This is a genomic window from Actinotalea endophytica (assembly GCF_025717005.1).
In the GTDB taxonomy this organism is placed as follows: domain Bacteria; phylum Actinomycetota; class Actinomycetes; order Actinomycetales; family Cellulomonadaceae; genus Actinotalea.
Genome location: NZ_JAOVZU010000015.1, coordinates 1 through 25,868, shown reverse-complemented (window position 1 = coordinate 25,868; position 25,868 = coordinate 1). Strand labels below are relative to the sequence as shown.

At 73.5% G+C, this 25,868-nt stretch carries 29 protein-coding genes and 1 pseudogene; 13 read left to right on the top strand and 17 right to left on the bottom strand.

The features are described 5' to 3' along the window. Positions 1-113: 113 nt before the first annotated feature. Both OEB99_RS19245 and OEB99_RS19240 read left to right on the top strand, forming a co-directional pair. Positions 114-740 (top strand): superoxide dismutase, encoded by a 627-nt coding sequence (locus OEB99_RS19245; RefSeq protein WP_263578924.1) that lies wholly within the window; start codon positions 114-116, stop codon positions 738-740. Between the two features lie 135 nt (positions 741-875). Then, positions 876-1,478, top strand: coding sequence for a hypothetical protein (locus OEB99_RS19240; RefSeq protein WP_263578923.1), 603 nt, complete (start codon positions 876-878; stop codon positions 1,476-1,478). A gap of 25 nt (positions 1,479-1,503) precedes the next feature. On the opposite strand, the gene OEB99_RS19235 is transcribed toward OEB99_RS19240, so the two are convergent. Genes OEB99_RS19235 through ctaC form a run of 3 tightly spaced genes read right to left on the bottom strand, consistent with a single transcriptional unit; the run spans position 1,504 to position 4,486 of the window. After that, on the bottom strand, positions 1,504-1,902 hold the full coding sequence (locus OEB99_RS19235) for a cytochrome c oxidase subunit 4 (protein ID WP_263578922.1): 399 nt from the start codon (positions 1,900-1,902) through the stop codon (positions 1,504-1,506). Further along, positions 1,899-3,617: an aa3-type cytochrome oxidase subunit I gene (ctaD, locus tag OEB99_RS19230; protein ID WP_263578921.1), complete on the bottom strand. Its 1,719-nt coding sequence runs from the start codon at positions 3,615-3,617 to the stop codon at positions 1,899-1,901. The genes OEB99_RS19235 and ctaD overlap by 4 nt, the downstream gene beginning before the upstream one ends. Then, the gene (gene ctaC, locus OEB99_RS19225; protein ID WP_411910713.1) at positions 3,617-4,486 is read right to left on the bottom strand and encodes an aa3-type cytochrome oxidase subunit II; all 870 of its coding nucleotides are present in this window, start codon (positions 4,484-4,486) and stop codon (positions 3,617-3,619) included. Before ctaC ends, ctaD begins: the two co-directional genes overlap by 1 nt. A 152-nt stretch (positions 4,487-4,638) precedes the next feature. Here ctaC and OEB99_RS19220 point away from each other — a divergent pair, with 152 nt between their 5' ends. Next, entirely contained in the window at positions 4,639-5,760 is a 1,122-nt protein-coding gene (locus OEB99_RS19220; protein ID WP_263578920.1) for an aminotransferase class V-fold PLP-dependent enzyme, read from the top strand. After that, positions 5,757-6,026 carry a sulfurtransferase TusA family protein gene (locus OEB99_RS19215; RefSeq protein WP_263578919.1) on the top strand — a complete coding sequence of 90 codons (270 nt, stop codon included), beginning with the start codon at positions 5,757-5,759 and terminating at the stop codon, positions 6,024-6,026. Before OEB99_RS19220 ends, OEB99_RS19215 begins: the two co-directional genes overlap by 4 nt. A 101-nt stretch (positions 6,027-6,127) precedes the next feature. Here the strand turns inward: OEB99_RS19215 and OEB99_RS19210 are convergent, their stop codons facing one another. Then, positions 6,128-6,478: a HesB/IscA family protein gene (locus tag OEB99_RS19210; protein WP_263578918.1), complete on the bottom strand. Its 351-nt coding sequence runs from the start codon at positions 6,476-6,478 to the stop codon at positions 6,128-6,130. Positions 6,479-6,659: 181 nt separating this feature from the next. Beyond that, on the bottom strand, positions 6,660-7,796 hold the full coding sequence (locus OEB99_RS19205) for a glycerate kinase (RefSeq protein WP_263578917.1): 1,137 nt from the start codon (positions 7,794-7,796) through the stop codon (positions 6,660-6,662). A gap of 108 nt (positions 7,797-7,904) precedes the next feature. Here OEB99_RS19205 and nadA point away from each other — a divergent pair, with 108 nt between their 5' ends. After that, on the top strand, positions 7,905-9,119 hold the full coding sequence (gene nadA, locus OEB99_RS19200; RefSeq protein WP_263578916.1) for a quinolinate synthase NadA: 1,215 nt from the start codon (positions 7,905-7,907) through the stop codon (positions 9,117-9,119). A 60-nt stretch (positions 9,120-9,179) separates the two neighbouring features. Beyond that, positions 9,180-9,779 carry a DJ-1/PfpI family protein gene (locus tag OEB99_RS19195; protein ID WP_263578915.1) on the top strand — a complete coding sequence of 200 codons (600 nt, stop codon included), beginning with the start codon at positions 9,180-9,182 and terminating at the stop codon, positions 9,777-9,779. Positions 9,780-9,830: 51 nt separating this feature from the next. Here OEB99_RS19195 and OEB99_RS19190 read toward each other — a convergent pair whose 3' ends face one another. Beyond that, positions 9,831-10,331 (bottom strand): hypothetical protein, encoded by a 501-nt coding sequence (locus tag OEB99_RS19190; RefSeq protein ID WP_263578914.1) that lies wholly within the window; start codon positions 10,329-10,331, stop codon positions 9,831-9,833. Between the two features lie 230 nt (positions 10,332-10,561). Between OEB99_RS19190 and OEB99_RS19185 the strand changes: the two genes are divergently transcribed. Further along, positions 10,562-11,092, top strand: coding sequence for an acyl-CoA thioesterase (locus OEB99_RS19185; protein ID WP_263578913.1), 531 nt, complete (start codon positions 10,562-10,564; stop codon positions 11,090-11,092). Between the two features lie 14 nt (positions 11,093-11,106). Here the strand turns inward: OEB99_RS19185 and OEB99_RS19180 are convergent, their stop codons facing one another. From OEB99_RS19180 to OEB99_RS19170, 3 genes are all read right to left on the bottom strand, one after another. Further along, positions 11,107-12,345 carry an RNA polymerase sigma factor gene (locus tag OEB99_RS19180; protein ID WP_263578912.1) on the bottom strand — a complete coding sequence of 413 codons (1,239 nt, stop codon included), beginning with the start codon at positions 12,343-12,345 and terminating at the stop codon, positions 11,107-11,109. After that, positions 12,346-12,714, bottom strand: coding sequence for a YciI family protein (locus OEB99_RS19175; RefSeq protein ID WP_263578911.1), 369 nt, complete (start codon positions 12,712-12,714; stop codon positions 12,346-12,348). A gap of 120 nt (positions 12,715-12,834) precedes the next feature. Beyond that, positions 12,835-14,211: a dipeptidase gene (locus OEB99_RS19170; RefSeq protein ID WP_263578910.1), complete on the bottom strand. Its 1,377-nt coding sequence runs from the start codon at positions 14,209-14,211 to the stop codon at positions 12,835-12,837. Between OEB99_RS19170 and OEB99_RS19165 the strand changes: the two are divergent. Next, positions 14,199-14,795: pseudogene (locus OEB99_RS19165) on the top strand (DUF3043 domain-containing protein); the annotation flags it as partial. The gene OEB99_RS19170 and the pseudogene OEB99_RS19165 sit on opposite strands and share 13 nt — an antisense overlap. On the opposite strand, the gene yczE reads toward OEB99_RS19165, so the two are convergent. Together yczE and OEB99_RS19155 are read right to left on the bottom strand one after the other, a co-directional pair. Next, a complete protein-coding gene (gene yczE / locus OEB99_RS19160; protein ID WP_411910712.1) occupies positions 14,740-15,459 on the bottom strand; it encodes a membrane protein YczE in 720 nt (239 codons plus the stop codon). The pseudogene OEB99_RS19165 and the gene yczE overlap by 56 nt on opposite strands. Then, positions 15,456-15,620 (bottom strand): hypothetical protein, encoded by a 165-nt coding sequence (locus tag OEB99_RS19155; RefSeq protein ID WP_263578909.1) that lies wholly within the window; start codon positions 15,618-15,620, stop codon positions 15,456-15,458. The genes yczE and OEB99_RS19155 overlap by 4 nt, the downstream gene beginning before the upstream one ends. A gap of 64 nt (positions 15,621-15,684) precedes the next feature. Here OEB99_RS19155 and yczR point away from each other — a divergent pair, with 64 nt between their 5' ends. Continuing rightward, on the top strand, positions 15,685-17,115 hold the full coding sequence (yczR, locus tag OEB99_RS19150) for a MocR-like transcription factor YczR (RefSeq protein WP_263578957.1): 1,431 nt from the start codon (positions 15,685-15,687) through the stop codon (positions 17,113-17,115). Between the two features lie 19 nt (positions 17,116-17,134). On the opposite strand, the gene OEB99_RS19145 is transcribed toward yczR, so the two are convergent. Genes OEB99_RS19145 through OEB99_RS19130 form a run of 4 tightly spaced genes read right to left on the bottom strand, consistent with a single transcriptional unit; the run spans position 17,135 to position 19,197 of the window. Further along, positions 17,135-17,353, bottom strand: coding sequence for a hypothetical protein (locus OEB99_RS19145; RefSeq protein ID WP_263578908.1), 219 nt, complete (start codon positions 17,351-17,353; stop codon positions 17,135-17,137). Then, positions 17,353-18,369, bottom strand: coding sequence for a quinone-dependent dihydroorotate dehydrogenase (locus OEB99_RS19140; protein ID WP_263578907.1), 1,017 nt, complete (start codon positions 18,367-18,369; stop codon positions 17,353-17,355). Before OEB99_RS19140 ends, OEB99_RS19145 begins: the two co-directional genes overlap by 1 nt. 10 nt (positions 18,370-18,379) lie before the next feature. Beyond that, a complete protein-coding gene (locus tag OEB99_RS19135) occupies positions 18,380-18,844 on the bottom strand; it encodes a hypothetical protein (RefSeq protein WP_263578906.1) in 465 nt (154 codons plus the stop codon). After that, positions 18,841-19,197: a hypothetical protein gene (locus OEB99_RS19130; RefSeq protein ID WP_263578905.1), complete on the bottom strand. Its 357-nt coding sequence runs from the start codon at positions 19,195-19,197 to the stop codon at positions 18,841-18,843. The genes OEB99_RS19135 and OEB99_RS19130 overlap by 4 nt, the downstream gene beginning before the upstream one ends. Before the next feature lie 75 nt (positions 19,198-19,272). On the opposite strand from OEB99_RS19130, the gene OEB99_RS19125 reads away from it, so the two are divergent. Then, the gene (locus OEB99_RS19125; RefSeq protein ID WP_263578904.1) at positions 19,273-20,724 is read left to right on the top strand and encodes a leucyl aminopeptidase; all 1,452 of its coding nucleotides are present in this window, start codon (positions 19,273-19,275) and stop codon (positions 20,722-20,724) included. Here OEB99_RS19125 and OEB99_RS19120 read toward each other — a convergent pair. Further along, positions 20,721-21,047: an oxidoreductase gene (locus OEB99_RS19120; RefSeq protein WP_263578903.1), complete on the bottom strand. Its 327-nt coding sequence runs from the start codon at positions 21,045-21,047 to the stop codon at positions 20,721-20,723. The genes OEB99_RS19125 and OEB99_RS19120 overlap by 4 nt on opposite strands. A 168-nt stretch (positions 21,048-21,215) precedes the next feature. On the opposite strand from OEB99_RS19120, the gene lpdA reads away from it, so the two are divergent. From lpdA to OEB99_RS19105, 3 genes are all read left to right on the top strand, one after another. Beyond that, the gene (lpdA, locus tag OEB99_RS19115; protein ID WP_263578902.1) at positions 21,216-22,589 is read left to right on the top strand and encodes a dihydrolipoyl dehydrogenase; all 1,374 of its coding nucleotides are present in this window, start codon (positions 21,216-21,218) and stop codon (positions 22,587-22,589) included. Positions 22,590-22,605: 16 nt separating this feature from the next. After that, entirely contained in the window at positions 22,606-24,411 is a 1,806-nt protein-coding gene (gene sucB, locus OEB99_RS19110) for a 2-oxoglutarate dehydrogenase, E2 component, dihydrolipoamide succinyltransferase (RefSeq protein ID WP_263578901.1), read from the top strand. Positions 24,412-24,487: 76 nt separating this feature from the next. Continuing rightward, the gene (locus OEB99_RS19105; protein WP_263578900.1) at positions 24,488-25,381 is read left to right on the top strand and encodes a TIGR01777 family oxidoreductase; all 894 of its coding nucleotides are present in this window, start codon (positions 24,488-24,490) and stop codon (positions 25,379-25,381) included. Here OEB99_RS19105 and OEB99_RS19100 read toward each other — a convergent pair. Continuing rightward, positions 25,371-25,868: hypothetical protein (locus OEB99_RS19100; RefSeq protein WP_263578899.1), on the bottom strand; the 498-nt coding region annotated here is incomplete at its 5' end. The two genes, OEB99_RS19105 and OEB99_RS19100, sit on opposite strands and share 11 nt — an antisense overlap.

Below are 25,868 nucleotides of genomic sequence, written 5' to 3'. Positions count from 1 at the left end.
ACAGACGAGACTCGCTGCCGTTCGCCTCGCGACGTCGCGCCCACAGGGGCAGAGTGGGGGCTGCAGATGCCCGCCCGACAGCGGAGCACACGAACGACCTGGAGGAGCCTCGCTTGGCTGACTACGTCCTTCCCGACCTTCCCTACGACTACGCAGCCCTTGAGCCGCACATCTCCGGTCGGATCATGCAGCTGCACCACGACAAGCACCACCAGGCGTACGTCACGGCGGCGAACCAGACGCTGGAGAAGCTGGCCGCGGCTCGTGACTCGGACGACTTCGGTTCGGTGATGGGCCTGGAGAAGACCCTCGCGTTCAACCTCGGTGGGCACGTCAACCACTCCGCGTTCTGGCAGAACCTGTCCCCCGAGGGCGGCGACAAGCCCGTCGGTGAGCTCGCCCAGGCGATCGACGACCAGTTCGGCTCGTTCGACAAGTTCATGGCGCACTTCACCGCGGTGGCCACCACGATCCAGGGTTCCGGCTGGTCGATCCTCGCGTGGGACTCGATCGGTCAGAAGCTCGTGATCTTCCAGCTCTACGACCAGCAGGGCAACATCCCGCTGGGCATCGTGCCGATCGTGCTGCTCGACATGTGGGAGCACGCGTTCTACCTGGACTACACGAACGTCAAGGGTGACTACGTCAAGGCCTGGTGGAACATCGTGAGCTGGGCGGACGCGCAGGATCGCTTCGCTCGCGCGACGACCAAGACCGCAGGCCTGATCGTCCCGAGCTGACGACCGCCAGGTCTCCGGCGCCCGGTCCCGCCCAGGGGCCGGGCGCCGTGCCGTCTCCCCCGCCACCGAGGCCGGAACCTCGCCCGGGCACGCCGTGGTCGAGGCATACTCGGCTCAACGGCACGAGGGGGTCCGATGAGGCGGCTGGGCTGCGCGGCGGCGACCGGGTTGGTGCTCGCGGTGTCCCTCGCCGGGTGTGCGTCGGGCGACGTCACGCCCGCCGAGGCCTCCCCCACGACGAGCGCCTCGGGTGCCGTCACGGAGACCGCGTCTCCCACCACGCCCGCCACACCCTCGACGACCGTCGCGCCCACCGCGAGCACGACGGCCACGACGTCCGCCACCGCCGCCATCCTCGCCGACGGCGACCACACCGGGTTCGTCCGGGGCTACGACGGCACCACGATCGAGTTCGACCCCGCGCCGATCCTCACCGGCGCCGACGCCCTCGCCGCGGCGCAGGCCGACGGCGTCGACGTCTCGGAGGGCCTGCCGAACGACTTCTACATCCCGCTCGGCGCGGGCGTCGTGCAGCTCGAGACCTCGCCGGACCTCACGATCGCGTTGCTCGACAACACCGACATCTCGGTGACGCACGACGTCGACGCGGCCACGTTCCAGGCGTTCCTGGCGGGCGACGCGCCCGACTGGGCCATCGGGTCGCCGGACGCGCTGTTCGCGACGCTACGCGTCTCGAACGGGGTCGTGGTGGCCGTGCGGCAGTTCTACCTGCCCTGACCCGCCCGTCGTGCCCGGCCGCGGCTCAGTGCGCGTGCTGACCGCGGGAGAACTCGAACACCCAGCCGACCAGGCCGATCGTGGCGAGCACCACGGCCGGAACCATGATCCAGAACCCGACGGCCAGCCCCGTGAAGGCGACGGCGGCCGAGAGCCCGAGCACCAGCGGCCACCAGCTCCACGGAGCGAAGGTCCCCAGGTCGCCGGCGCCGTCCGCGATCTCACCGTGCGGGTCGTCCTCGGGCATCTGGCCGCTGCGCCGGTCCACGATGACCAGGTAGAAGGCGATCATCCCGGCCAGGCCACCGGAGAGCAGCAGGGCGCCCATGCCGACGGCCTCGCCGTGGGTGAGCAGGCCGTAGACCGTGCCCACCAGCAGGAAGAAGACGGTCAGGACGACGAAGAGCTTGATCGTGGTCTTCATCGAGCCTCACCTCCGTCCGCGGAGGTCTGCCCGGGCGGCGTCGCACCCGCTCCGATCAGCTGCGGCTCGACGTGATCCATCGCGGCCACCTCGGGGTGGTGCAGGTCGAATGCGGGCCGCTCGGAGCGGATCCGCGGGAGCGAGACGAAGTTGTGCCTCGGCGGCGGGCAGCTGGTGGCCCACTCGAGCGAGCAGCCGTAGCCCCACGGGTCGTCCACGGCCACCCGCGGCGCGTTGCGCGCCGTGGTGTAGACGTTCCAGAAGAACGGCAGCATCGACGCCGCGAGGATGAAGGCACCCACCGTCGAGACCTGGTTCATCCACTCGAAGCCGTCCTCGGGGATGTAGTCCACGATCCGGCGCTGCATACCCTCGACGCCCAACCAGTGCTGGATCAGGAACGTCGTGTGGAAGCCGACGAACAGCAGCCAGAAGTGGATCTTGCCGAGGCGCTCGTTGAGCATCTTCCCGGTGAACTTGGGCCACCAGAAGTAGAAGCCGGCGAACATCGCGAACACCACGGTGCCGAAGACGACGTAGTGGAAGTGCGCCACCACGAAGTAGGTGTCGGAGAGCTGGAAGTCGAGCGCGGGGCTGGCCAGGATGACCCCGGTCAGGCCGCCGAACAGGAACGACACCAGGAACCCGACGACCCACAGCATGGGTGTCTCGAACGTGAGCTTGCCGCGCCACATGGTGCCGATCCAGTTGAAGTACTTCACCCCGGTGGGCACCGCGATCAGCATCGTCATCAGCGCGAAGAACGGCAGCAGCACCGCGCCGGTCACGTACATGTGGTGCGCCCACACCGTGACCGACAGCGCGGCGATCGCGATCGTCGCGTAGACCAGCCCCTTGTAGCCGAAGACCGGCTTGCGGCTGAACACCGGCAGGATCTCGGTCACGATGCCGAAGAACGGCAGCGCGATGATGTAGACCTCCGGGTGGCCGAAGAACCAGAACAGGTGCTGCCAGAGGATGGCGCCACCGTTCTCGGGGTTGAAGACCTGAGCCCCGAGCCGGCGGTCCGCCCCGAGGGCGAACAGCGCCGCGGCCAGCGGCGGGAAGGCCATCAGGATCAGCAGGCTCGTCACCAGCGTGTTCCAGGTGAAGATCGGCATCCGGAACATCGTCATGCCGGGCGCACGCATCGTGAGGATCGTGGTGATGAAGTTCACCGCGCCGAGGATCGTGCCGAAACCGCCCATCGCGAGGCCGAAGACCCACAGGTCCCCGCCCACTCCCGGCGAGTTGATCGCGTTCGACAGCGGCGCGTAGGCGAACCAGCCGAACGAGGCGGGGCCGGACGGCGTGAGGAACCCGCTGGCGGCGATCAGGCCGCCGAACAGGAACAGCCAGAACGCGAACATGTTCAGACGCGGGAACGCCACGTCCGGGGCGCCGATCTGCATCGGCACGATGACGTTCGCGAATCCGGCGAACAGCGGCGTCGCGAACAGCAGCAGCATGATCGTGCCGTGCATCGTGAAGAGCTGGTTGTACTGCTCGTTGCTCACGATCTGCACGCCCGGCGCGAACAGCTCGGCGCGGATGATCAACGCCATCACGCCCGCGAACAGGAAGAACCCGAACGACGCGACGAGGTACATGTACCCGATCGTCTTGTGGTCGGTGGAGGTGATCCACCGGACCACGGCGTTCCCCTTGGAGCGGCGGACCGCCACTCCGGGCATGGCCTGGCTCTCGGTGACCATCAGCCCTCCTCGCTGGTCACGACGGCATTCGGGTCATGCGGGTCGAGCTCGGTGCCGAGTCGTCCGGTCTGGCCCGACGCGGCGAGGTCGGCCATGTGCGCCTCGTACTCCTCGGGCGAGACCACCGAGACCTGGAACAGCATCCCGGCGTGGTTCTCGCCGCACAGCTCGGCGCACTTGCCGAGGTACATGCCCGCACGCTCGGGGACGATCTGGAAGGTGTTGGTGCGGCCCGGGATCATGTCCTTCTTGTAGAGGAACGCGGGCACCCAGAACGAGTGGATGACGTCTCGGGACTCGAGCACGAGCTCGACCCGCTCACCCTCCGGGAGGTACAGCGTCGGGAGCTCCGGGTCGCCGAGCTGGACGGAGCCGGGCTCGGCCACGTGCTCACCGGCGTCCCACACGTCCGAGTCGAGGTAGTTGAAGGTCCAGCTCCAGCGCTGGCCGATCACCTCGATCGTGACGTCCGGCGTCGCCGACGTGTCCTGGATCTCGGACATGTCCCGCGCGGTGAAGAAGTACAGCCCGCCCACCATGAAGATCGGCAGGACCACGTACATGATCTCCAGCGGCACGTGGTACCGGGTCTGGACCGGCAGGGTGTCGTCGTCCTTGCGCTTCCGGTAGACGATCACCGACCAGATGATCAGGCCCCAGGTGATCAGACCCACCGCGAGCGCCGCGATCCAGGAGCCCGTCCACAGGCTCGTGATCCGGTCCGTCTGGTTGGTCACCGGGCCGTCGTCGTACCCGGGCAGGAAACCGCGCTGCACCTCGGACGAGCATCCGCTGAGCAGCACGGCGGCCCCCGCCGCGAGGACCACGAGCCGGGTCGCGCGGCGACCCCGAGGCTGTAGCACGTCCACCCTCGCCTTTCCGTGTCCTGCCCGCGCGCACCCGGACCTGGCCGTGCGGGAACTAGGACCTTCGTCCCTGGGTGCTCACAGTAGCGGGTCGAGCGCCGTCGGGAGACTTGAACCGCGTCGCGTCGCCCGACGCGCCCCCGTAGGTTGGCCCGGTGACGACCCGCAGCTACCTCGACGCCCGTGCGCCGCTGCACCCGGTGGCCCGGGAGGCGGTCCTCGCGGCCCTCGACGAAGGGTGGGCGGACCCCACCCGGCTGCACTCCGAGGGTCGCCGCGCCGCCACGTTGCTCGCGGCCGCGCGGGCGACCCTCGCGGAATCCCTCGGCTGCCGCCCGGAGGAGGTGCACGCCACCCCCTCGCACACCGCGTCGCTGCACGCAGCGGTCGCCGCGGTGACGACGGCCCGGCGACGGGTCGCGGCGCGCGTCGTGCACTCGGCCGTCGAGCGCGGGGCGTTGATCGCCGCTGCCCGCGAGGTCGGCTCGGCCCCGGTCGCGGTGGACCGGACGGGGCGGGTGGAGCTCGAGACGTGGCGTCAGGCGCTGGGCGAACCGGCCGCGCTCGCCGCACTGCAGCTCGCCAACCCCGAGGTCGGCACGCTGCAGCCGATCGCCGCCGCGCACGAGGTCGCCGCGGCGGCGGGTGTCCCGCTCCTGGTCGACGGTGGTGCCGGCGTCGGCCACGTCCCGGTGCCCGAGGCCTGGGACCTGCTCGCCGCCGACCCGACCTCCTGGGGCGGCCCGGCCGGGGTCGGCGTGCTCGCGGTGCGCAGCCGCGTCCGGGTCCGACCGGTCGGTCCGGAGGACCCCGACCCGTGGGCGCCCGGCGGTGTCTCGGTCCCGCTGCTGGTCGGCGCGGCAGCGGGCCTGCGGGCCGTGCTGACCGGGCGTGAGGCCGCCGAGCGCCGGCGACGTGCGCTGCTCGAGCGGATCCGGGCCTGCGTGGCCGGCATCCCGGACGTCGACGTGCCCGGTGCGGCGCGGGCCGACGAGTCCCTCCCGCACGTCATGACGTTCTCCTGCCTCTACGTCGACGGTGAGGCGCTGCTCGGCGAGCTCGACCGCCGCGGGATCGCGGTCGGCTCGGGCTCGGCCTGCACGGCGAGCTCGCTCGAACCGAGCCACGTCCTGGTCGCGATGGGGGTGCTGACGCACGGGAACGTCCGGCTCACCCTGTCCCTCGAGGCGAGCGACGAGGACGTCGACCGGCTCTGTGCCGCGTTGCCGGACGCCGTGGCCACGGTGCGCCGAGCCCTGGGTGCGGACGCGCTGTGAGCCAGGCCGCCACGCCACCCGTGCCCCGCGTGCTCGACTACCGCGGACTGCGCTGCCCGATGCCGATCGTGCGGCTCGCGGCCGACACCCGTGGCGAGCCCGCGGGCACCACGGTCACGGTCCTGTGGACCGACCCCGCTGCGCGTTCCGACCTCGCCGCGTGGGCACGGATGCGTGGCGCGAACGTCGCCGAGGTGGTGCCCGCCGAGCCGCTCGACGGGGTCGAGGCCTGGGCGACGACGCTCGTGCTCGGACCACCGCGCTGAGCGGACCGCCCTCGGTCCCGTCGCAAGCCGACGTCGCGCCCGGTCCCGGGTACGACGAACGGCGGCCACCCGCAGGTGACCGCCGTTCCGTCAGGCTCTGATCAGCTGAACGAGCCGCCGCAGGCGCAGGAGCTGCCGGCGTTCGGGTTGTCGATCGTGAAGCCCTGCTTCTCGATCGTGTCCGCGAAGTCGATGGTCGCGCCGTCGAGGTAGGGGACGCTCATCTTGTCCACGACGACCTCGACGCCGTCGAAGTCGCGCAGCGCGTCGCCGTCGAGCACGCGCTCGTCGAAGTAGAGCTGGTAGATCAGGCCGGAGCAGCCGCCCGGCTGAACGGCCAGGCGCAGCCGCAGGTCGTCGCGCCCCTCCTGCTCGAGGAGGCTGCGGACCTTCGCCGCGGCGACGTCGGTCAGGATGACGCCGTGGGTCGCGGTCTCGGTCGTCTCGGTCATGGCCCCTCCGAAGGTGGGTGGTGTCACTCGTCAATGGGGAACACCCGGCGATGGCCGGGCATTCCGGGTCCAGGGTACGTCCTCGTGCCGGGATCGCTCACGGGACCCGCGCGTAGGACCCGCAGCCAGGACCCGCCGCGCGAACGCCGGTCCGGCACCGCGCCGACCCCGTTCGGCGTCCTCACCGCGACCAGGTCCGCGCGACCCGCGTCGTCCGGTCCCGCAGCGCGCTCGCCGGGTCGACGACGTCCTGCCACCCGATCGAGCCGTCGGCGAGGGCGTACACCCCGGACAGTCCCTGGGCGGCCCACTCGCGGCGACCGAGCACGCTCTCGCCCGTCACCACGACCGTCGGCAGCGCGTCCTGCGCCGCGAGGGCCGAGCAGGTCGCCACCGCGGAGTCGTGCAGCACGTGCGGGTCGAGCACGGTCGTGGCGGTCAGCACGAGGTCGGCGTGGGCGACCCGGGCCCGCAGACCCACGAGGTCCGCCATCACCTCGGCACCAGGGACCGTCCGAGCTCCGAGCAGGGCGAGCGCGAACGCCAGCCCGCCCCCCGCGCCCGCGCCGTAGGCCGTCGCCGCGGCGCGGACCCGCCCAGGTCCGAGCGCACCACCCATCAGGTGCACCCAGTGCCCGAACGCGCGTTCCAGCTGCTGCGCCTCGGAGGCCTCGACCCGCAGCACCGTGGCGTCCGGGACCGACAGGAGCGCGCTCGCGCCGTGCAGCCCGAGCAACGGCACCTCGGTGTCGACCGCCACGACGACATCCACCCCGGACCACCGGTCACCGACCGCGGCGTCGAGCTCGGCCAGACCGGCGAGGTCCTCGGCGACGAGCCCGGGCAGCGCGGCGCCACCCCCGCGCAGCGCGGCGGACGGCAGACCGAGCCCGGCCAGCAGGCCCGAACCTGCGTCGTGCGCCGCGAGCCCACCGACCCCGACCACCAACCGCCGCGGACCGAGGTCGAGCGCAGCGTCCAGCAGCGCCGCAGCCGGCAGGCTGCCCGTCGGCGCCCCGCCCGGCACCATCGCGCGACCGAGCACCTGGGCCACCTCGACGACGACGGTGCCGTCGTCCAGCAGCACGAGCACGACCGGCAACGGGGTGCCGCCCACGCCGAGGATCGTCCGCGGCACCAGCTCGCCGCCGACGGCTCGGTGCACCGCCTCCACCATCCCCGGCCCGCCGTCGCCGAGCGGCGCGATGTCGAGCACGTCCGCGGGCGCCCCGACAGCCCAGCCGTCCGCCATCGCGGTGGCCACCTGGGCGGCGGAGAGCGCGGTACCGAACCGGTCCGGGGCGACGAGCACGTGCACGCGCCACATCCTGCCCTGCCTGCCGCGGCCTTCGCGCGGCGCGCCGCCCGGGCCCAGGAGCAAGGGACCGGCGGTGGCGGGCGACGCCCCGTGTGGGAGAATCCGGGCGTGACCTCCACCTTCACCGAGCCCCGTCCCAGCGGCGCGCTGCTGCTCCTCGGCCAGGGGTCCGACCTCGAGTCGGAACGCGGCGTCGAGTGCACGGGGTCCCTGCCCGCCGCGTCCGACCCGGACCTCGTCGCTCGCGCGCACGCCGCTCGCGAGGCACTCGGTGATCGCGCGTTCATCCTCGGCCACCACTACCAGCGTGACGAGATCGTCGCGCTGTCGGACGTGACCGGGGACTCGTTCAAGCTCGCCCAGCAGGCCGCCGCCCGACCCGACGCGGAGTTCGTGATCTTCTGCGGCGTGCACTTCATGGCCGAGTCGGCCGACATCCTCACCCACGACGGTCAGAAGGTCGTGCTGCCGGACCTTCAGGCGGGCTGCTCGATGGCCGACATGGCGGACATCGCCCAGGTCGAGGAGGCCTGGCAGGTGCTCGCCGAGGCGGGCGTCGCCGACGTGACGGTGCCGGTCACCTACATGAACTCCACGGCGGCGATCAAGGCGTTCACCGCCCGGCCGGGCGGGCGGGTGTCCCCGTCGGCCCCCGCCCCCCGCGCCCGGGGGGGGGCGTCCCCCAAGACCGGAGGCGTCGACGGCGACGGCAAGGTGCTCTTCATGCCCGACCAGCACCTCGGCCGGAACACTGCGGTGCTCGAGCTGGGGATGTCCCTGGACGACTGCGTCGTGTACGACCCGCGCAGGCCGGACGGCGGGCTGAGCGTCGACCAGCTGCGGCGGGCCCGGATGATCCTCTGGCGGGGGCACTGCTCCGTGCACGGCCGGTTCTCGCCGGAGAACGTCGAGCAGATCCGCGCGAAGGTGCCGGGGATCAACGTGCTCGTGCACCCCGAGTGCAAGCACGAGGTGGTGTCCGCGGCCGACCACGTCGGCTCGACCGAGCACATCATCCGCACCCTCGACGCGGCCGAGCCGGGCTCCGCCTGGGCGATCGGGACCGAGCTGAACCTCGTGCGCAGGCTCGCGGCCCAGCACCCCGAGCTCGAGGTCCACTACCTCGACTCGACGGTGTGCTTCTGCTCGACCATGAACCGCATCGACCTGCCGCACCTGGTCTGGGCGATGGAACAGCTCGTGGAGGGCCGGATGGTCAACCAGATCGTGGTCGACCCGGACGACGCACGCTGGGCGCGCGCCGCGCTGGACCAGATGCTGGCCCTGCCGGGGATCGACCCGGCGCCCGCCCGCGTGGACTGACGGGGCCGGCCGGCACGGGCCGGACCCCGGACCGCTCCAGCAGAGAAGTCGAGGACAGTGATGAGCACGGTCAACCCGCTGCGGATCGGGATCGTCGTGTTCGACGACGCCGAGGAGCTCGACGTCGTCGGCCCGTACGAGGTGCTCACGGCCTGGGCGGCCGTGAGCGAGATGCGTCCCGAGGTGGTGCTCTTCTCGCGGGACGGCGCGGGGGTCCGGATGGCCAAGGGGCTGCGCGTGCTGCCGGACTGCGGCCTCGGTGAGGTCGGCCCGCTGCACGTGCTGGTCCACCCGGGTGGCCAGGGAACCCGTCCGCTGACCCTCGACCACGACCACCTCGCGTGGCTGCGCGACATGCGCAGCACCACGCCGTTGATGACGTCCGTCTGCACCGGTGCGCTCGTGCTCGCGGCCGCCGGACTCCTGGCCGGCCGCCCGGCGACGACCCACTGGGCCGCGTTCGACGAGCTCGTCGCGATCGACCCGAGCGTGCTGGTCGACGCGGACGCCCGCTTCGTCGACGACGGCGACGTGGTCACCTCGGCCGGGGTGTCGGCCGGGATCGACATGTCGCTGCACCTGGTGTCGCGGTTCGAGTCGGTCGCGATGGCCCGTCAGGTCAAGCGCGCCATCCAGTACGAGCCCGCACCGCCGGTCTAGGTCTCGTCGGACGACACCCGCCTCCCCGCGCGGCGGGCCCGACGCCTGCCGTCAGAGCTCGTCGTACGGCGCCGGCCCTTCCGGCTCCACCACCGGGGTCGGGGTCGCGGCCGCCGCGTCGCCCGCCTGGGCCGCCGCGAAGGCGGCGCGCAGCGTGGCGAAGGCGCCCAGGGCGCCGAACCCGAGCGCCCACCCGAAGTCGGGCAGGTAGTCCGGCAGCGCTTCCGGGAGCACGTCCCAGAAGGTCGGCCAGAACTGCTCGTGCGTGAACGCCCCCCACGCGCCCAGGCCGGTGGCGTCGCCGAGACCCATCGCGGCGTCGAGCACGATCCCGCCGAAGAACGCCACGAGGAGCGTCACCACAGTGATGCCCAGGACCACCACCGCTCCGACCGACGTCATGCGCCCGGCGCCCCACAGGTAGAGCCGAAGGGCGAGGAACGCCACCAGCGCCGCGACCAGGGAGGCGATGAAGCCCAGACCCCAGAGCACGACCCAGGCCGCGACGCCCACCGGGATGGTCGCCAGTGCGAAGAGGGCACCGCGACCCACGTTCGCGTCGCGGTACGAAGCCGGGACGGGCGGAAACGACGCGGCTGACATTGTGGCCCCCTGGTGGCGGCCCGGGTCCCTTCCCGGGCGATCGCCGTCACCCTAGGGGCGCGCCGGCACCGTCCGGATGATCTTCACCCGAATGCCAGGGGTGAACTGCGTGAGGGGCGCGGGGCAGTCGTGGCACGCCGGCCGCGCGGCGGGCGCGACGGCATCGGTAGCCTGCCCCGGTGGCTCGCACCCTTCACCTCGCCCTGGCCTACCGCCGCCCGCGGCGCGCCGTGCCCGGCATGCACCTGCTCGACGCCTCGGTGACCCGGATGCGGGTCGTGCCGACCGACCTGGACATCTACCTGCACGTCAACAACGGCGCGTACCTGCAGATGATGGACGTCGCGCGGACGAACTACCTGGCGGACCTCGGGGCGTTCGGCCCGCTCGGCGAACGGGGCTGGTACCCCGTGGTCGCCGCATCCACGATGACCTACCGGAGGTCCCTCACCCTCGGCGAGCGGTTCGAGATCACCACCCGGGTGCTCGGCTGGGACGAACGGGTCGTGTACATCGAGCAGCTCTTCGCCAGGGGCGGCGACCATGTCGCCCGAGGCTGGGTGGCCGGCCGGTTCCTGGCACGGTCCGGCGAACGGATCCCGGCGCCCGAGGTCTCGCGCGCCATCGACCCCGACGCCGCGTCTCCGGTGCTGCCCGACGAGGTCGCCGCGTGGGCGCGGTCGGTCGACGTCGCGCACCGCTCGGTCTGACCGCTCAGGTCCCGTCAGCCCACGACCCGCGCCAGGGTCTCGCGCAGCATCGCGGACTCCGGCTCGCTGCCCGCGCAGTCGAGCGCGAGCCGGAACTCCTCGATCGCCTCGCTCGTCCGGCCGGCCCGGTGCAGCAGCTCCGCGCGAGCCACGTGCCACGGCCGGTAGCCCGCCAGCTCGACACCCTCGAGGGCGGCGAGGCCCTGCTCCGGGCCGCGCGCCTCCGCGACCGCCACGGCCCGGTTGAGCCGCACCACCGGCGACGGCGTGAGCGCGAGCAGCGCGTCGTACAGGGCGACGATCCGTGGCCAGTCGGTCTCCGGGGCGGTGGGGGCGTCCGCGTGCACCGCCGCGATCTCGGCCTGCAGCCGGTACGGGCCTGCGACGCCCGATCTCCTGGCCTCGTCCAGCGTGGCGCGCCCCTCGGCGAGCAGGTTGCGGTCCCACAGCCGCCGGTCCTGCTCGGGCAGCGCCACCGGGCGCCCGTCGGGCTCCGTGCGCGCCGGACGTCGCGCCTCGGTGAGGAGCTCGAGCGCCAGCAGACCGCGCACCTCGGGCTCGTCGGGCAGCAGGCCGACGAGGTGACGCGAGAGCCGGATCGCCTCCGTGCACAGGTCGGCCCGCACGAGGTCCGCCCCCGCCGTGCTGCGGTGGCCCTCGGTGAAGATCAGGTAGACCACCGCGAGCACCGCGGGCAGCCGCTCGGGAAGCTCGTCCGCGGTCGGCACCCGGTAGGCGATCCCCGCGTCCCGGATCTTCGCCTTCGCCCGGGTCAGCCGGGCCGCCATGGTCGGTTCGGTGACCAGCAGCGCGCGTGCGATCTCCGTCGTGGTCAGGCCGCCGATGAGGCGCAACGTGAGCGCGACGCGCGCCGGCAGGGACAGCGCGGGGTGGCAGCAGGTGAACAACAGGCGCAGCTGGTCGTCGGCGATGTCGGGCGCGTCGAGGAGGTCCTCGACCGGATCGGACCCGAGCGCCGGTCCGCGGAGCCGCGCCGCCTCGTCCTGCTTGTCACGGCCCCGGCGCTCGCGTCGCCATCGGTCCACGGCCCCGCGCCGCGCCGTGGTGAGGATCCAGCCCGCCGGGCTCGGCGGCACGCCGCGCTCGGGCCAGGTCCGCAGCGCGGCAAGGTACGCGTCCTGCACGGCCTCCTCGGCGAGCCCCAGGTCGCCGAGAACCCGAGCGAGGACGGCCACGACCCGGCCGTGGTGCTCCCGGAACACCACGGCCACCTCGTCGCGGGGGTCGAGCACTCAGGTCACCAGACCGGCCGCCGGACGGACCTCGATCGGCAGGCTCGTGATCGCGACGATCCGGCGGGCCCATCCCAGAGCTGCGTCGAGGTCCGGGGCGTCGATCAGCCAGAAGCCGCCGAGCTGCTCCTTCACCTCGGCGAACGGGCCGTCGCTCATCAGGAACTCCACGGGGGCCACACCGAGCGGTGCGTCGGAGCGGACGACCGTCGCGGTCGACGCCGGGTGCAGCCCGGCGCTGAGCACGAAGGCGTCGGCGGCCCGCATCTCGTCGGTCACCTCGGCGAGCCGGCGCATCACGCCGTCGAGCACCTCGGGCTCAGGGATGCCGTCCTGCGGCTGGTACATCGCAAGCAGGTAGTGGGTCATGGCGACTCCTCACGTGACGGACCTGCACCGTGCCGGTCCCACCCCTTGTACGAACGGGAACGCGAAGGATCGACAGCACCGGCTCATCGTCGCCGGTCGCGCGCCTCCGTGCCGCGCCGGTCAGGGCGTCCCGAGGCGCGCGAGCAGCAGGGCCTCCGCGAGCACGACCCGCTCGAGCTCGCCGAGGTGCACCGACTCGTTCTCGCTGTGCGCCCGGGAGTCCGGGTCCTCGACGCCGGTCACCAGGATCGCCGCGTCCGGGAACACCTCCAGCAGGTCGGCGATGAAGGGGATCGACCCGCCGACACCGATGTCCACCGGAGGCGTGCCCCACGCGTCGGCGAACGCCGCCCGCGCGACCCGCATGGCCGGGGTGTCGCCGGCTGCCGCGAAGGGCTTGCCGAGCTCACCGTCGGTCACGGTGACCCGGGCGCCGAACGGGGCGTGCGCCTCCAGGTGCGAGCGCAGCGCGGCCGCGGCCGTGCGGGGGTCCTCCCCCGGCGCGATCCGCATCGAGAGCTTCGCGCGCGCCGACGCCGCGATCGTGTTCGAGGACTCCGCCACCGACGTCACGTCCATGCCGATCACCGAGATCGCCGGCCGGGTCCACAGCCTCGCGGTGAGCGGGCCGGTGCCGGCGAGCTGCACGCCGGGGAGCACGGAGGTGTCCGTGCGCAGGTCGGCCTCGTCGTAGTCGACGGTCGGGTCGGGTGCGTGGTGCAGCCCGGCGACCGCCACCGACCCGTGCTCGTCGTGCAGGGTCGCGATCAGGCGGGCCAGGAGGGTCGGGGCGTCGAGCACGGCGCCGCCGTACATGCCGGAGTGCACGGCGTGCTCGAGCACCGCGACCTCCACGGTGCAGTCCACGAGGCCGCGGAGCCCGACGGTCAGGGCGGGGACGCCGACCTTCCAGTTGACCGAGTCCGCCACCACGATGGCGTCCGCCTCGAGCAGGTCGCGGTGGGTGCGCAGGAACTCGACGAACGTCGGGCTGCCGACCTCCTCCTCGCCCTCGACGAACACCGTCACGCCGACCGGGAGGTCGTCGCCGAGGGCTCGCAGCGCCCCGAGGTGTGCGGCGATGCCGGCCTTGTCGTCGGCGGCGCCCCGGCCGTACAGCCGGCCGTCACGCTCGGTCGGCTCGAACGGCTCGGTGTCCCAGCTCTCGCGCGGGCCGGGCGGCTGCACGTCGTGGTGGGCGTACAGGAGCACCGTCGGCGCTCCGTCCGGCGCGGGCCGCGTGCCGACGACGGCGGGGCGGCCGACGAGACCGTCCGTGGTGGTGACGGTCAGCACCTGCGCGTCGAGGCCGAGCTCGCCGAGCATCGTCGCCACCAGCTCGGCGCTGCGGGCCACCTGCTCCTGGTCGAACGTCGCGCTGGACACGCTCGGGATGCGTACGAGCTGCTCGAGATCGGCGCGGACGCGGGTGAACCCCGCGGCGACACGGGCTCGCAGGACGTCGACGGACAGGGCGGGAGCGGGTGGGGTCGGCACGGCCGCCACGCTACCGCCCGGCCGCAGCGCCGCCGGGGCACCGCCTGGGACGACCGGGCGTCAGAGTCGCCCTCCACCTCGTCTACCCTGGGTCGGTGCCCGACACGACGCCCGCAGACCAGGACGAGCCGCAGACCGGCAAGGGTCGCCCCACGCCGAGCCGCAAGGAGCAGGAGGCCGCTCGCAAGCGACCACTGGTCCCGACCGACCGCAAGCTCGCCCGGCAGAAGGAGCGCGCCGAGAGCAAGGCAGCGCGGGATCGTGAGTACCGCGCCCTGCAGACCGGCGACGAGCGCCACATGCCCCCGCGCGACCGCGGCCCCGAGCGGCGCTGGGTGCGCGACTTCGTCGACGCCCGCCGGAACATCGGCGAGTACTTCCTGCCGTTCGCGTTCCTGGCGCTGCTCGCGATGCCGTTCGCGCAGCGGAACGCCGCGGTGTACCTCGGCATCGTGGGCATCGCCTACCTCGGCCTGCTGGCCGGGATCGTCGACGCGTTCATCCTCGCCCGCAAGGTGCTCGCCGGGGTCACGGCGAAGTTCGGCCCGGACCGGGTTCCGCGAGGGATCCGGATGTACGCGGTGTCGCGTGCGCTCCAGCTGCGTCGGCTGCGCCTTCCGAAGCCGCAGGTCGGCCGGGGCGAGTTCCCGTCCTGATCGCCGGCACCGCCAGGCGCGGCAGCCACAGGTGCACGAGCGGGCCGACGGCCAGCGCGTAGAGCACGGTTCCCGGCCCCACCTGGCCGCCGAGCAGCCACCCGGCGGCGACCACCGTCACCTCGATCCCGGTGCGCACCAGGCGGATCGACCAGCCGGTCCGGGCCACCAGCCCGGTCATCAAGCCGTCGCGCGGCCCCGGGCCGAGGCCTGCGCCGACGTACAGCGACGTCGCGAGCGCGTTGAGCCCCACGCCGGCCAGCAGCAGCACTCCGCGAACCGACCAGGGCAGCGGGTCGGGCAGCAGGGCGAGGAGCGCGATCGCCGGGTCGATCGCGGCGCTGATCACCACGACGTTCGCCACCGTGCCGACGCCGGGCCGCTGGCGTAGCGGGATCCAGCAGAGCAGGACGAGCACACCGGTCAGTGCGGTGATCGTGCCGAAGCTGAGCGGCACGTGCCGGACCAGCCCCTGGGTCAGCACGTCCCAGGGCATGCTGCCGAGACCGGCTCGGAGCACGAGCGCCATCGACACCGCGTAGAGCACGAGCCCGGCAGCGAGCTGCGCTCCCCTGCGCGCCGCCCGGCTCACCGGGGCCCCGCCACGGTCGTGCCCTCGTCCCAGCGGCGGTGGCTGCGCGGCGGCAGACGGTGACCGCGACCGTCCTGGGCGACGACGCGCATCAGCGCCACCGCACAGCCCAGGACGAGGACAGCCACCAGAGCTAGCTCCAGAGCCACTTGCATCACCATGGCGCCATCATGCGAGCCCAGTGGCATTGCCAGACATAGCCACTTCCGAGATAGTGGCCCCGTGATGCCCGACCGCCAGATCACCTCGACCGCCCTCACCCGCCTGCTCGGACCCCTGCCGCCGGGTGCGCCCGCCTACCAGGCGCTCTCCGACGCCGTGCACCGGGCCGTGCTGGACGGCGCCCTGCCGCTCGGCACGCGGCTACCGAGCGAACGGGACCTCGCCCTCGCTCTCGGCATGTCCCGGACGACCACGGCCGCCGCGTACGACCGGCTGCGGTCGCTCGGCGTGCTCCGCACGCGCCGCGGCTCGGGCAGCGTGACGACGCTGCCGGCCGACTCCCCCCGCGGCGGCGCGCTGCTGGTGCCCGACACCGGGGATGACGGCACGATCGACCTGACGATCGCCACCCCGCCGGCGCCCTCGGCGCTCGTCGACGCGGCCCGGCGGGCCGTCGAGCAGCTGCCCGCCTACGCCGCCGGTGGCGGCTACGCCTACCTGGGGCTGCCCGAGCTGCGATCGGCGCTGGCCGCGCGGTACACCCGGCGCGGCGTGCCCACCCGGCCGGACCAGATCCTCGTGACCACCGGGGCCCAGCACGCCACCCAGCTCCTGCTCCGCCTCTTCGCCGGCATCGGCGACCGCGTCGCCGTGGAGAACCCCGGGTACCCGCACGCCATCGCCGCGATCAGGTCGACCGGCGCGCGCCCGGTCGGTGTCCCGGTCGGTGCGAACGGCCATGACCTCGACATGCTCGAGGCCACTCTCCGCCAGGCCGCGCCGCGGCTCGTGCACCTGACGCCCGACCACCACAACCCGACCGGCACGAGCCTGGACGCGGACGGTCGCGTCCGGCTGCGCGGGCTCGCGACCCGCTTCCGTACCCCCGTCGTCGGGGACGAGACGCTCACCGACCTCACCCTCGACGGCGAGCCGCCGTCGCCGTTCCTCGGGTCCGCACCGGACGACAACCTGGTCGCGATCGGCTCGGCGTCCAAGTCGTTCTGGGGCGGGCTCCGGATCGGCTGGGTGCGCGCGCCGCGCGACCTCGTGCTGCGTCTGGGGCGCGAGCGCGTCCACCACGACCTGTCGACCGCGGTCCTCGAACAGCTCATCACGGTCGAGCTGCTCCGCGAGGAGGACGCCGTGCTGGCCGAACGCCGCGCCGGGCTCCGGGCCCGACGCGACGCCCTGGTGGACGCGCTGCGCGATGCCGTGCCCTGGACGATCACGAGTCCGGCCGGCGGGCTGTCGGTCTGGGCCGATCTCGGCGCACCGCTGTCCTCGGCGCTCGCCGCCGTCGCGCCCCGGCACGGCGTGCGAGTGGCACCGGGCACCGCGTTCGGCGTGGACGGCTCGTTCGAGAACCGGGTCCGTCTCCCCTTCGCCGCGAGCCCCGAGCGGCTGCGCCTGGCCGCGAGCCGCCTCGCCGACGCGTGGTCCGTCCTGGCCCCGGACACGGCGGCGCCGGTGAGCGCGGCGGTCCCGATCTAGGCGCGGCGCCGACTGCGCGTCAGGCGGCCCGGAGCTCCACCGGGCTGCCGACCTTCGTCTCCCCTTCCAGGAGCTGGGCGCGCGCGACGTGGTCCGACACGAGCCCGCGCCAGTGCTCGCCGAGCCAGGACTCGGCGTCGAAGCGGCTGGTGAAGACCGGGCTCACAGGGCGGTCGAGCGACTCGTCGGACCGGTTGCGGAAGCTCCAGCGCCACTGGGCGCGCTCGGTGGTCGGCATCAGGCTCCTTCCGCGAGCCCGCGGTGCACGCGGGCCGCCCAGAACGGTCCCTCGTAGATCAGACCGGTGTAGCCCTCGACGAGGTCCGCGCCTGCGTCGACGTACGCCCGGGCGTCCGCGCCCGTGGTCACGCCGCCCACCCCGATGATCGTCCGCCCCGTGCCGAGGCGCTCGCGCAGCAGGCGCACCACCTGCACGCCCCGGTCGAGCAGCGGCGGCCCGGACAGCCCGCCCTCACCCAGGTCGTGGGCGATCGTGGTGTTGACCGCGACCACACCGCTGAGGTCGAGCTCGGTCACCAGGTCGGCCACCGCGAGCACGTCGTCGTCCGCCAGGTCGGGCGCGATCTTCACGAGCAGCGGCACGCTGCCCGGATCGGTCACGCTGTCCGCGGCCGACCGCGCGGCGACGAGCAGGGGCCGCAGCGAGTCCACGGACTGCAGGTCGCGCAGACCGGGTGTGTTCGGCGACGACACGTTGACGACCAGGAAGTCGGCCCACGGCGCGAGCAGCTTCGCGCAGGCGGCGTAGTCGTCCGCCGCGCGCTCGGCGGGCGTCACCTTGTTCTTGCCGATGTTCACGCCGACCACGAGCTCGCGACCGCGGGGAGTCGATCGGAGCCGGCGCAACCGCGCCGCCGCGGCGGCCGCGCCCTGGTTGTTGAAGCCCATCCGGTTGCGCAGGGCACGCTGCTCGAGCACGCGCCACAGCCGGGGCGGTTCGTTGCCCGGCTGGGCGACCGGTGTGATGGTTCCCACCTCGACGAAGGCGAAGCCGAGCATCGTCATGCCGACCACACCCGTGGCGTCCTTGTCGAAGCCCGCGGCCAGCCCGAGCCGGCCCGGCACGGCGCGACCGAGCACGTGCACCGGCGGCCCGGCCGGGGCGCAGTACCGGCGGAGCAGTCCGGAGAGCACCGGCACGCGCGCGGCGAACCGGATCAGCGCGAACGCCCAGTGGTGGGCGGCCTCGGGGTCCATCCGGCGGAAGACGACTCGGAAGAGCAACGCGTACACGCTGGGCAACCTACCGGGGCACGGCGTCCTGACCCGAGGACGTCCGACCGGTCCGTCGGAGCCACCACAGGCCCAGCACCGGGAGCACGAGCGGCACGTAGCCGTAGCCCTGGCCGTAGTCCGACCACACCGTGGCGTCGGCGAAGAGGTCCGAGCGCACCAGCGACAGCGTCCCGACCGTGAGCACGCCGACGAGCTCGACGCTCACCGCGACCCAGGCGACCCGGCGCCACACGCCACGCCCCTTGGCCAACGCGATCGTCGCGACGACGTACACCACCGCCGCGACGGCGGACAGCAGGTAGGCCAGCGGTGCCTCGTCGTACTTCGTGGCCAGCTGGACGCCGGATCGCGCGGTGGCCGCCACCGCGAGGATGCCGTAGACGAGCACGAGGGCGCGGCCCGGCCCGGAGGACGTCGTCGAGGCGCTCGACGGGCCCGCCACCACCCGGCTCTCGTCGTCGGAGGAGGTCATCCGAACCACACCTGCACCATCCGGAGCTGCAGGAACGCCACGGTCACCGAGGCCACCAGCAGCACCACCGAGCTCCACCGGGTGCGCTCGGCGAACGCCCAGGCGCCCGCGACCGGCAGCACGAGCAGCGTCGTGATCAGGTAGCCCCAGAAGGTCGGCGGGTCGGCCGGGCCGGGGCCCGCGAGGGCGACCACGACGCAGCTGACCGCCTGGACCAGCAGCACGACCTCGACCCCGCCCCCGGCGAGCATCTGCCGCCAGATCACCGGCTGGTTCCGCACCGTCCGCAGACCGGCCCAGCCACCCAGCACGAACGCGAGAGCGGCCACCAGGACGGCCAGGGGGATCCACACGCCCCCGACCCTAGAAGGCAGTCGCCGTCCGGGCCACGCGGACACCCCGGCGCCGTTCTCGCCTAGCATCGTCGCGTGATCACACTGACCTCCGCCTCGCCCGCCAACCTGTCCGTCGACGCGCTCGTCGTGGGGGTGACCGCCGACGCCGGGGGCGTCCGCCTGCTCGGCGACGCGGTGCCCGCCGCACTGGCCGGGGCGATCACCTCACCGGGTCTCGGCGTGACCGGCAAGGCGGACCAGGTGGTGCGGATCCCGACCGGCGGCGCGATCGCCGCCGGCGTGGTCGCCGTGGTCGGAGTCGCCGACCCGGCCGACCCGGAGAGCCTGCGCCGCGCCGCCGGTGCGGCCACCCGCCAGCTCACCGGCGTCCGGACCGTCGCGATCGCCCTGCCGCTGCGGGACGCCGACGACGTCGCCGCGGTGGCCGAGGGAGCGGCGCTCGGCGCCTACGGCTACACGCGGTACCACACGCCCGAGCCGAACCAGCGCGCCGTCGAGGAGATCCAGGTCGTGACCTCGCTGGCCCGCTCCGCCGCCTCGAAGGCGGCCGTGGCGCGGGCCGAGGTGATCGCAGCTGCGGTCCACGGCACGAGGGACCTGGTCAACACGCCGCCGCGGGACCTGTATCCCGCGGCGTTCGCCGACATCGCCAAGCAGGCCGCCAAGGGCCTCAAGGTCAAGGTGACCGTGCTCGACGAGAAGGAGCTCGCAGCGGGCGGCTACGGCGGTCTCGTCGCCGTCGGCCAGGGGTCGGCCCGTCCCCCGCGGCTGGTCAAGGTCGTCTGGGCACCCGCGCGGGCGAAGCGCTCGGTCGCGCTCGTGGGCAAGGGCATCACGTTCGACTCGGGTGGCCTCTCGCTCAAGCCGCCGAAGTCCATGGAGACCATGAAGTCCGACATGTCCGGGGCGGCCGCGGTGCTGCACACCGTGCTCGCGGCCGCGTCGCTCAAGCTGCCGGTCAAGGTCACCGGCTGGCTGTGCCTCGCGGAGAACATGCCGTCCGGGACGGCGCAGCGCCCGTCCGACGTCATCACCCAGCGCGGCGGCAAGACGGTCGAGGTGCTGAACACGGACGCCGAGGGGCGCCTGGTGCTCGCCGACGGCCTGGTCGCCGCGTGCGAGGAGAAGCCCGACGCCGTGCTCGACGTCGCCACGCTCACGGGTGCCCAGGTCGTCGCGCTCGGCACGCGGGTGTCCGGCGTGATGGGTACCGAGGCCGTGCGGGACTCGGTCGTGTCCGCGGCCGGCGAGGCGGGCGAGCTGATGTGGCCGATGCCCCTGCCCGAGGAGCTGCGCGCCGGCCTCACCTCCCAGGTGGCCGACCTGGCGAACGTGGCCGGGGACCGCAATGGCGGCATGCTGACCGCCGGTGTGTTCCTCAAGGAGTTCGTGGGCGAGACACCGTGGGCGCACCTGGACATCGCCGGGCCGGCGTTCAACGAGGGTGCCGAGTGGGGTTACACCCCCAAGGGCGGCACCGGCGTCGCCGTGCGCACGCTGCTGCGCTACCTCGAGTCCGCCTAGTCGACGCCGGCCGAGCGCGCCCGACGCTGGCGGGCGTTCCAGTCGCGCATCCGCTGCGGGTACCCGACCAGCTGGACGTCGTACACCGGGATGCGCAGCTCGGTGGCGATCTGCCGTGCGGTCGCGGCGTCGGGAACCCGGCGGCGGGTCCACTCCCCTGTGGTCGCGATGAGCACCACCGTGGTCTGCGTGACGTTGGTCACGGGCTCGATGTACGCCTCGACACCGACCCGCGTCCGGGTGAACTCGGCGAAGTGCTCGAGGGTCGCCTTGCGCGCGTCGCGGGTCGTGGGCGCGGAGCTGCGCCGGCGGAACCAAGCCATGACTCCAGCCTACGGTCCGGTCCTCGTTCCGGCGTGCGGAGACGGCCAAGACATAGGATGATTGCCGGTGCTGTCGGTACAGCGCGGGCTCGGATGCCGCCGGGTGCGTGGTGATGACAAGATGGCGACAGCGCCCGACCCACCGTTGTGCCCGAGGGGAGCCTGACCGTGCCTGACACCGCCGACATCGTGGTCCTGGGCGGAGGGAGCGGAGGCTACGCCACCGCCCTGCGCGCGACCGAGCTCGGACTGAGCGTGGTGCTGATCGAGGAGGCGAAGGTCGGCGGCACCTGCCTGCACGTCGGCTGCATCCCGACCAAGGCGCTGCTGCACGCCGCCGAGGTCGCCGACTCGACCCGCGAGTCCGAGAAGTACGGTGTCCGCGCCGCCCTCGAGGGCATCGACATGGGCGGGGTGAACAGCTACAAGGACGCCGTGATCGGCCGGCTCTACAAGGGCCTGCAGGGCCTGGTGAAGGCCCACGGGATCACCTACGTCGAGGGCCACGGCCGGCTCGTCGCGCCGGACACCGTCGAGGTGAACGGCGAGCGGTACACGGGCAGGCACGTGGTGCTCGCCACCGGCTCGTACTCGCGCACGCTCCCCGGTCTGGAGATCGGCGGCAAGGTCATCACCTCCGAGCACGCGCTGTCGCTGGACTACGTGCCGCAGTCGGTCATCGTCCTCGGGGGCGGCGTGATCGGCTGCGAGTTCGCCAGCGTCTGGACCTCGTTCGGTGCCAAGGTCACCATCGTCGAGGCGCTGCCCCACCTCGTGCCGAACGAGGAGGAGGCGATCAGCAAGGCCTTCGAGCGCGCCTTCCGCAAGCGCGGGATCGCGTTCCACACCGGGGTGCGGTTCTCGGGCGTGACCCAGGACGACGCCGGCGTGCACGTCTCCCTCGAGGACGGCACCGCGATCGACGCCGACCTGATGCTCGTCGCGGTCGGCCGCGGACCCCGCACCGCGAACCTCGGCTACGAGGAGCAGGGCGTCCCGATGGACCGGGGCTTCGTGCTGACCGACGAGCGCCTGCACACCGGGGTCGCGAACATCCACGCGGTCGGCGACATCGTGCCCGGCCTGCAGCTCGCCCACCGCGGCTTCGCGCAGGGCGTGTTCCTCGCGGAGGAGATCGCCGGTCTCAACCCCGCGCCGATCGTCGAGTCGGGCATCCCGCGCGTCACGTACTCCGACCCGGAGATCGCCTCGGTCGGGGTCACCGAGGCGAAGGCCGCCGAGCTCTACGGCGCGGACCAGGTCGAGACCTACGAGTACAACCTCGCCGGCAACGGCAAGAGCCAGATCCTCGGCACGACGGGCTTCGTCAAGCTCGTGCGCCGCAAGGACGGCCCCGTGGTCGGCGTGCACATGCTCGGCGCCCGCGTCGGTGAGCTGATCGGTGAGGGCCAGCTCATCGTGAACTGGGAGGCCTACCCCGAGGACGTGGCCGCCCTGGTGCACGCCCACCCCACCCAGAACGAAGCGGTCGGCGAGGCGTTCCTCGCGCTGGCCGGCAAGCCGCTGCACGCGCACAACTGACAGGAGACGCCAGGTCATGTCTGAGTCCGTCCAGATGCCGGCGCTCGGCGAGAGCGTCACCGAGGGCACCGTCACGCGTTGGCTCAAGAACGTCGGTGACACGGTCGCCGTCGACGAGCCGCTGCTCGAGGTGTCCACCGACAAGGTCGACACCGAGATCCCCTCGCCGTTCGCCGGGACGCTCCTGGAGATCGTCGTGGCCGAGGACGAGACCGCCGAGGTCGGTGCCGTGCTCGCCCGGATCGGCAGTGCCGACGAGGCGGGCGCACCCGCGGCGCCCCCCGCTGCGCCGGCCGAGCAGCCTGCCGCGCCGGTGGCCGAGGCGGCGCCTGCGCCCGAGCCCGCTCCCGCGGAGCCCGCACCGGCACCTGAGCCGGCCGCTCCGGCCGCGGAGCCGGCAGCCGCACCCGCGACGGCTGCGGGCGGCGGGGAGGCCGTGACGATGCCCGCGCTCGGCGAGTCGGTCACCGAGGGAACCGTGACCCGCTGGCTCAAGAGCGTCGGCGACGAGGTCGCCGTCGACGAGCCGCTGCTCGAGGTGTCCACCGACAAGGTCGACACCGAGATCCCCTCGCCGTTCGCGGGGACGCTCAGCGAGATCCTGGTCGGCGAGGACGAGACCGCCGAGGTCGGCGCGGTGCTCGCCCGGATCGGCGGCGGCCCGGCAGCCGCGGCTCCGGCTCCTGCGGCCGAGTCGGCACCGGCCGCTCCCCCGGCGCCCCCGGCACCCGCTCCGGCAGCGGCCCCCGCACCGGCCCCGGCTCCCGCTCCGGCCGCACCCACCCCTGCTCCGGCCGCACCTGCTCCGGCAGCGGCTCCCGCACCGGCCCCGGCAGCGCCCGCCGCGGCAGCGGCTCCCGCGGCCGAGTCGGCACCGCCGGCCCAGGCCGGCGGCTACCTCACGCCGCTGGTCCGCAAGCTCGCGGCCGAGAAGGGTGTCGACCTCGCCACCGTGACCGGCTCGGGCGTCGGTGGGCGGATCCGCAAGGAGGACGTCCTGGAGGCCGCCGCAGCCGCCGAGCGGGCGAGGGCCGCCGCAGCCGCGGCGCCCGCGGCCCCGGCCGCGCCGAGCAAGGCCGCCAAGGCCGCCGAGGCGATCTCCCCGCTGCGCGGCACCACCGAGAAGGCGTCCCGGCTGCGCCAGATCATCGCCTCGCGGATGCACGAGTCCATGCAGTCGATGGCCCAGCTCACCACGGTCGTCGAGGTCGACGTCACGAAGGTCGCCCGGCTGCGCGCCCGCGCGAAGAACGACTTCAAGGCGCGCGAGGGCGTCAACCTCACGTACCTGCCGTTCTTCGTCCTGGCCGCGACCGAGGCCCTCAAGGCGCACCCGAAGATCAACGGGGTGCTCGACGGCGACCAGATCACGTACCACGCCGAGGAGAACGTCGGTATCGCGGTGGACACCGAGCGCGGTCTCGTCGTGCCGGTGATCCGCGGCGCGGGCGACCTCAACCTCGCCGGCATCGCACGGAAGATCGCCGACCTGGCCGAGCGGACCCGTGCGAACAAGGTCACGCCCGACGAGCTGAGCGGGGCGACGTTCACGGTGACCAACACCGGCTCGGGCGGCGCGCTGTTCGACACGCCGATCGTCCCGATCGGGACCTCGGCGATCCTCGGCACCGGCGCGATCGTGAAGAAGCCCGTCGTGGCGACCGACGAGCTCGGCAGCGAGTACGTCGCGATCCGTTCGATGTGCTACCTGGCGCTCTCCTACGACCACCGGCTGGTCGACGGCGCGGACGCCGCGCGGTACCTGCAGGCGATCAAGACGCGCATCGAGGACGGCGAGTTCGAGGCCGAGGTCGGACTCTGATCCCAGCCTCGTCGAGCACCCGAGGGGTCGGGTCCGCCACCGCGCGGGCCCGACCCCTCGGCCGTAGCGTGACCGCATGAAGGTGGTCGTCGCGGGTTCCCACGGGCTGCTCGGCAGCGCGCTGACCCAGCTCCTCACCGAGCAGGGCTGGTCCGTGCAGCGCCTGGTCAGACGCCAGGCGCGGTCCCGCCGGGAGATCTCCTGGGACCCGTCCGCAGGGCACCTCGACTCGGGCGACCTCGCGGGCGTCGACGCGGTGGTCAACCTCGGCGGCGCGACGCTCGCCCGCTTCCCGTGGACCCAGTCCTACCGCCGGACCATCGTCGCGTCGCGCACCGTCCCGACCGCGCTGCTGGCCACGACGCTGGCGTCGATGGACTCGCCGCCTCCGGTGCTGCTCCAGGCGTCGGCGGTCGGCTACTACGGTGACCGCGGCCAGGAGGAGCTCACCGAGTCCTCGCCGCCGGGCCGGGGCTTCCTCGCCGACCTCGTGCGCCGCTGGGAGGCAGCCACCGCCCCGGCCGAGGCCGCCGGGATCCGGGTCGCCCACCTGCGGACCGGCGCGGTCGCGCTCGCCCCCGCGGGCGGCTCGTCCGGCCTGATCCTGACCGCCATCAAGCTCGGCCTCGGCGGGCCGCTCGGGCCCGGCGACAACATCTGGAGCTGGATCACGGTCCCGGACCACGCGGCGGCCATCGCGCACCTGCTCACCGCCGAGGTCGCCGGCCCGGTCAACCTGACCACGCCGAACCCGGTCTCCCAGCGCGAGCTCATCACGACCCTCGCGCGGGCGCTGCACCGACCTGCGGTGCTGCGGGTGCCGGCCTGGGCCCTGCGACTCGTGCTCCGCGACGCCGCCGACGATCTCCTGCTCAGCGGGCAGCGCGCGCTTCCCGCGGCACTGGCCGGCTCGGGGTTCAGCTGGCAGCACCCCACGATCCAGGATGCGGCGGCCTGGCTCAGCCGCTGACCCGCACCACGCGCCAGGTCCCCGGGCGCAGCTCGAGCGTGACCGTCACCGTCGTCTGCTCCTGACCCACGACCTGCGTCGTCGTCGTGACCGGGACACAGACGAGCCCGTCGCCGCACGACTGCGCCGTCCCCGCACGAGCCTCGACCGTCGCGAGGTCGACGGGCGACGGGGTCACGCCCGCGTCGGCGAGGGCGGCCGGCGAGCCCGGCTCGGTCCCCAGCGCGAGGGCGTCGGCGTCACCCGCCGCCTGCGCCGTGACCCGCTGCTCGGTGAGGCGGACCGCGGCTCGCTCGGCCGCCGCGAGCACCGCCTGCGAAGCGCCGCTGGCACGCGCCGTGCCCCCGAGCCCGCCGACGACCTGCCGGCCGACCGCCGCGACGCCGAGCACGCCGACGACCGCGACGAGCACGCCGGCACCGACGAGCACGCGGTGTCGCCCGGGCACCTGACGGCGTCCGGGCACCCGACGGCGTCCGGGCACCCG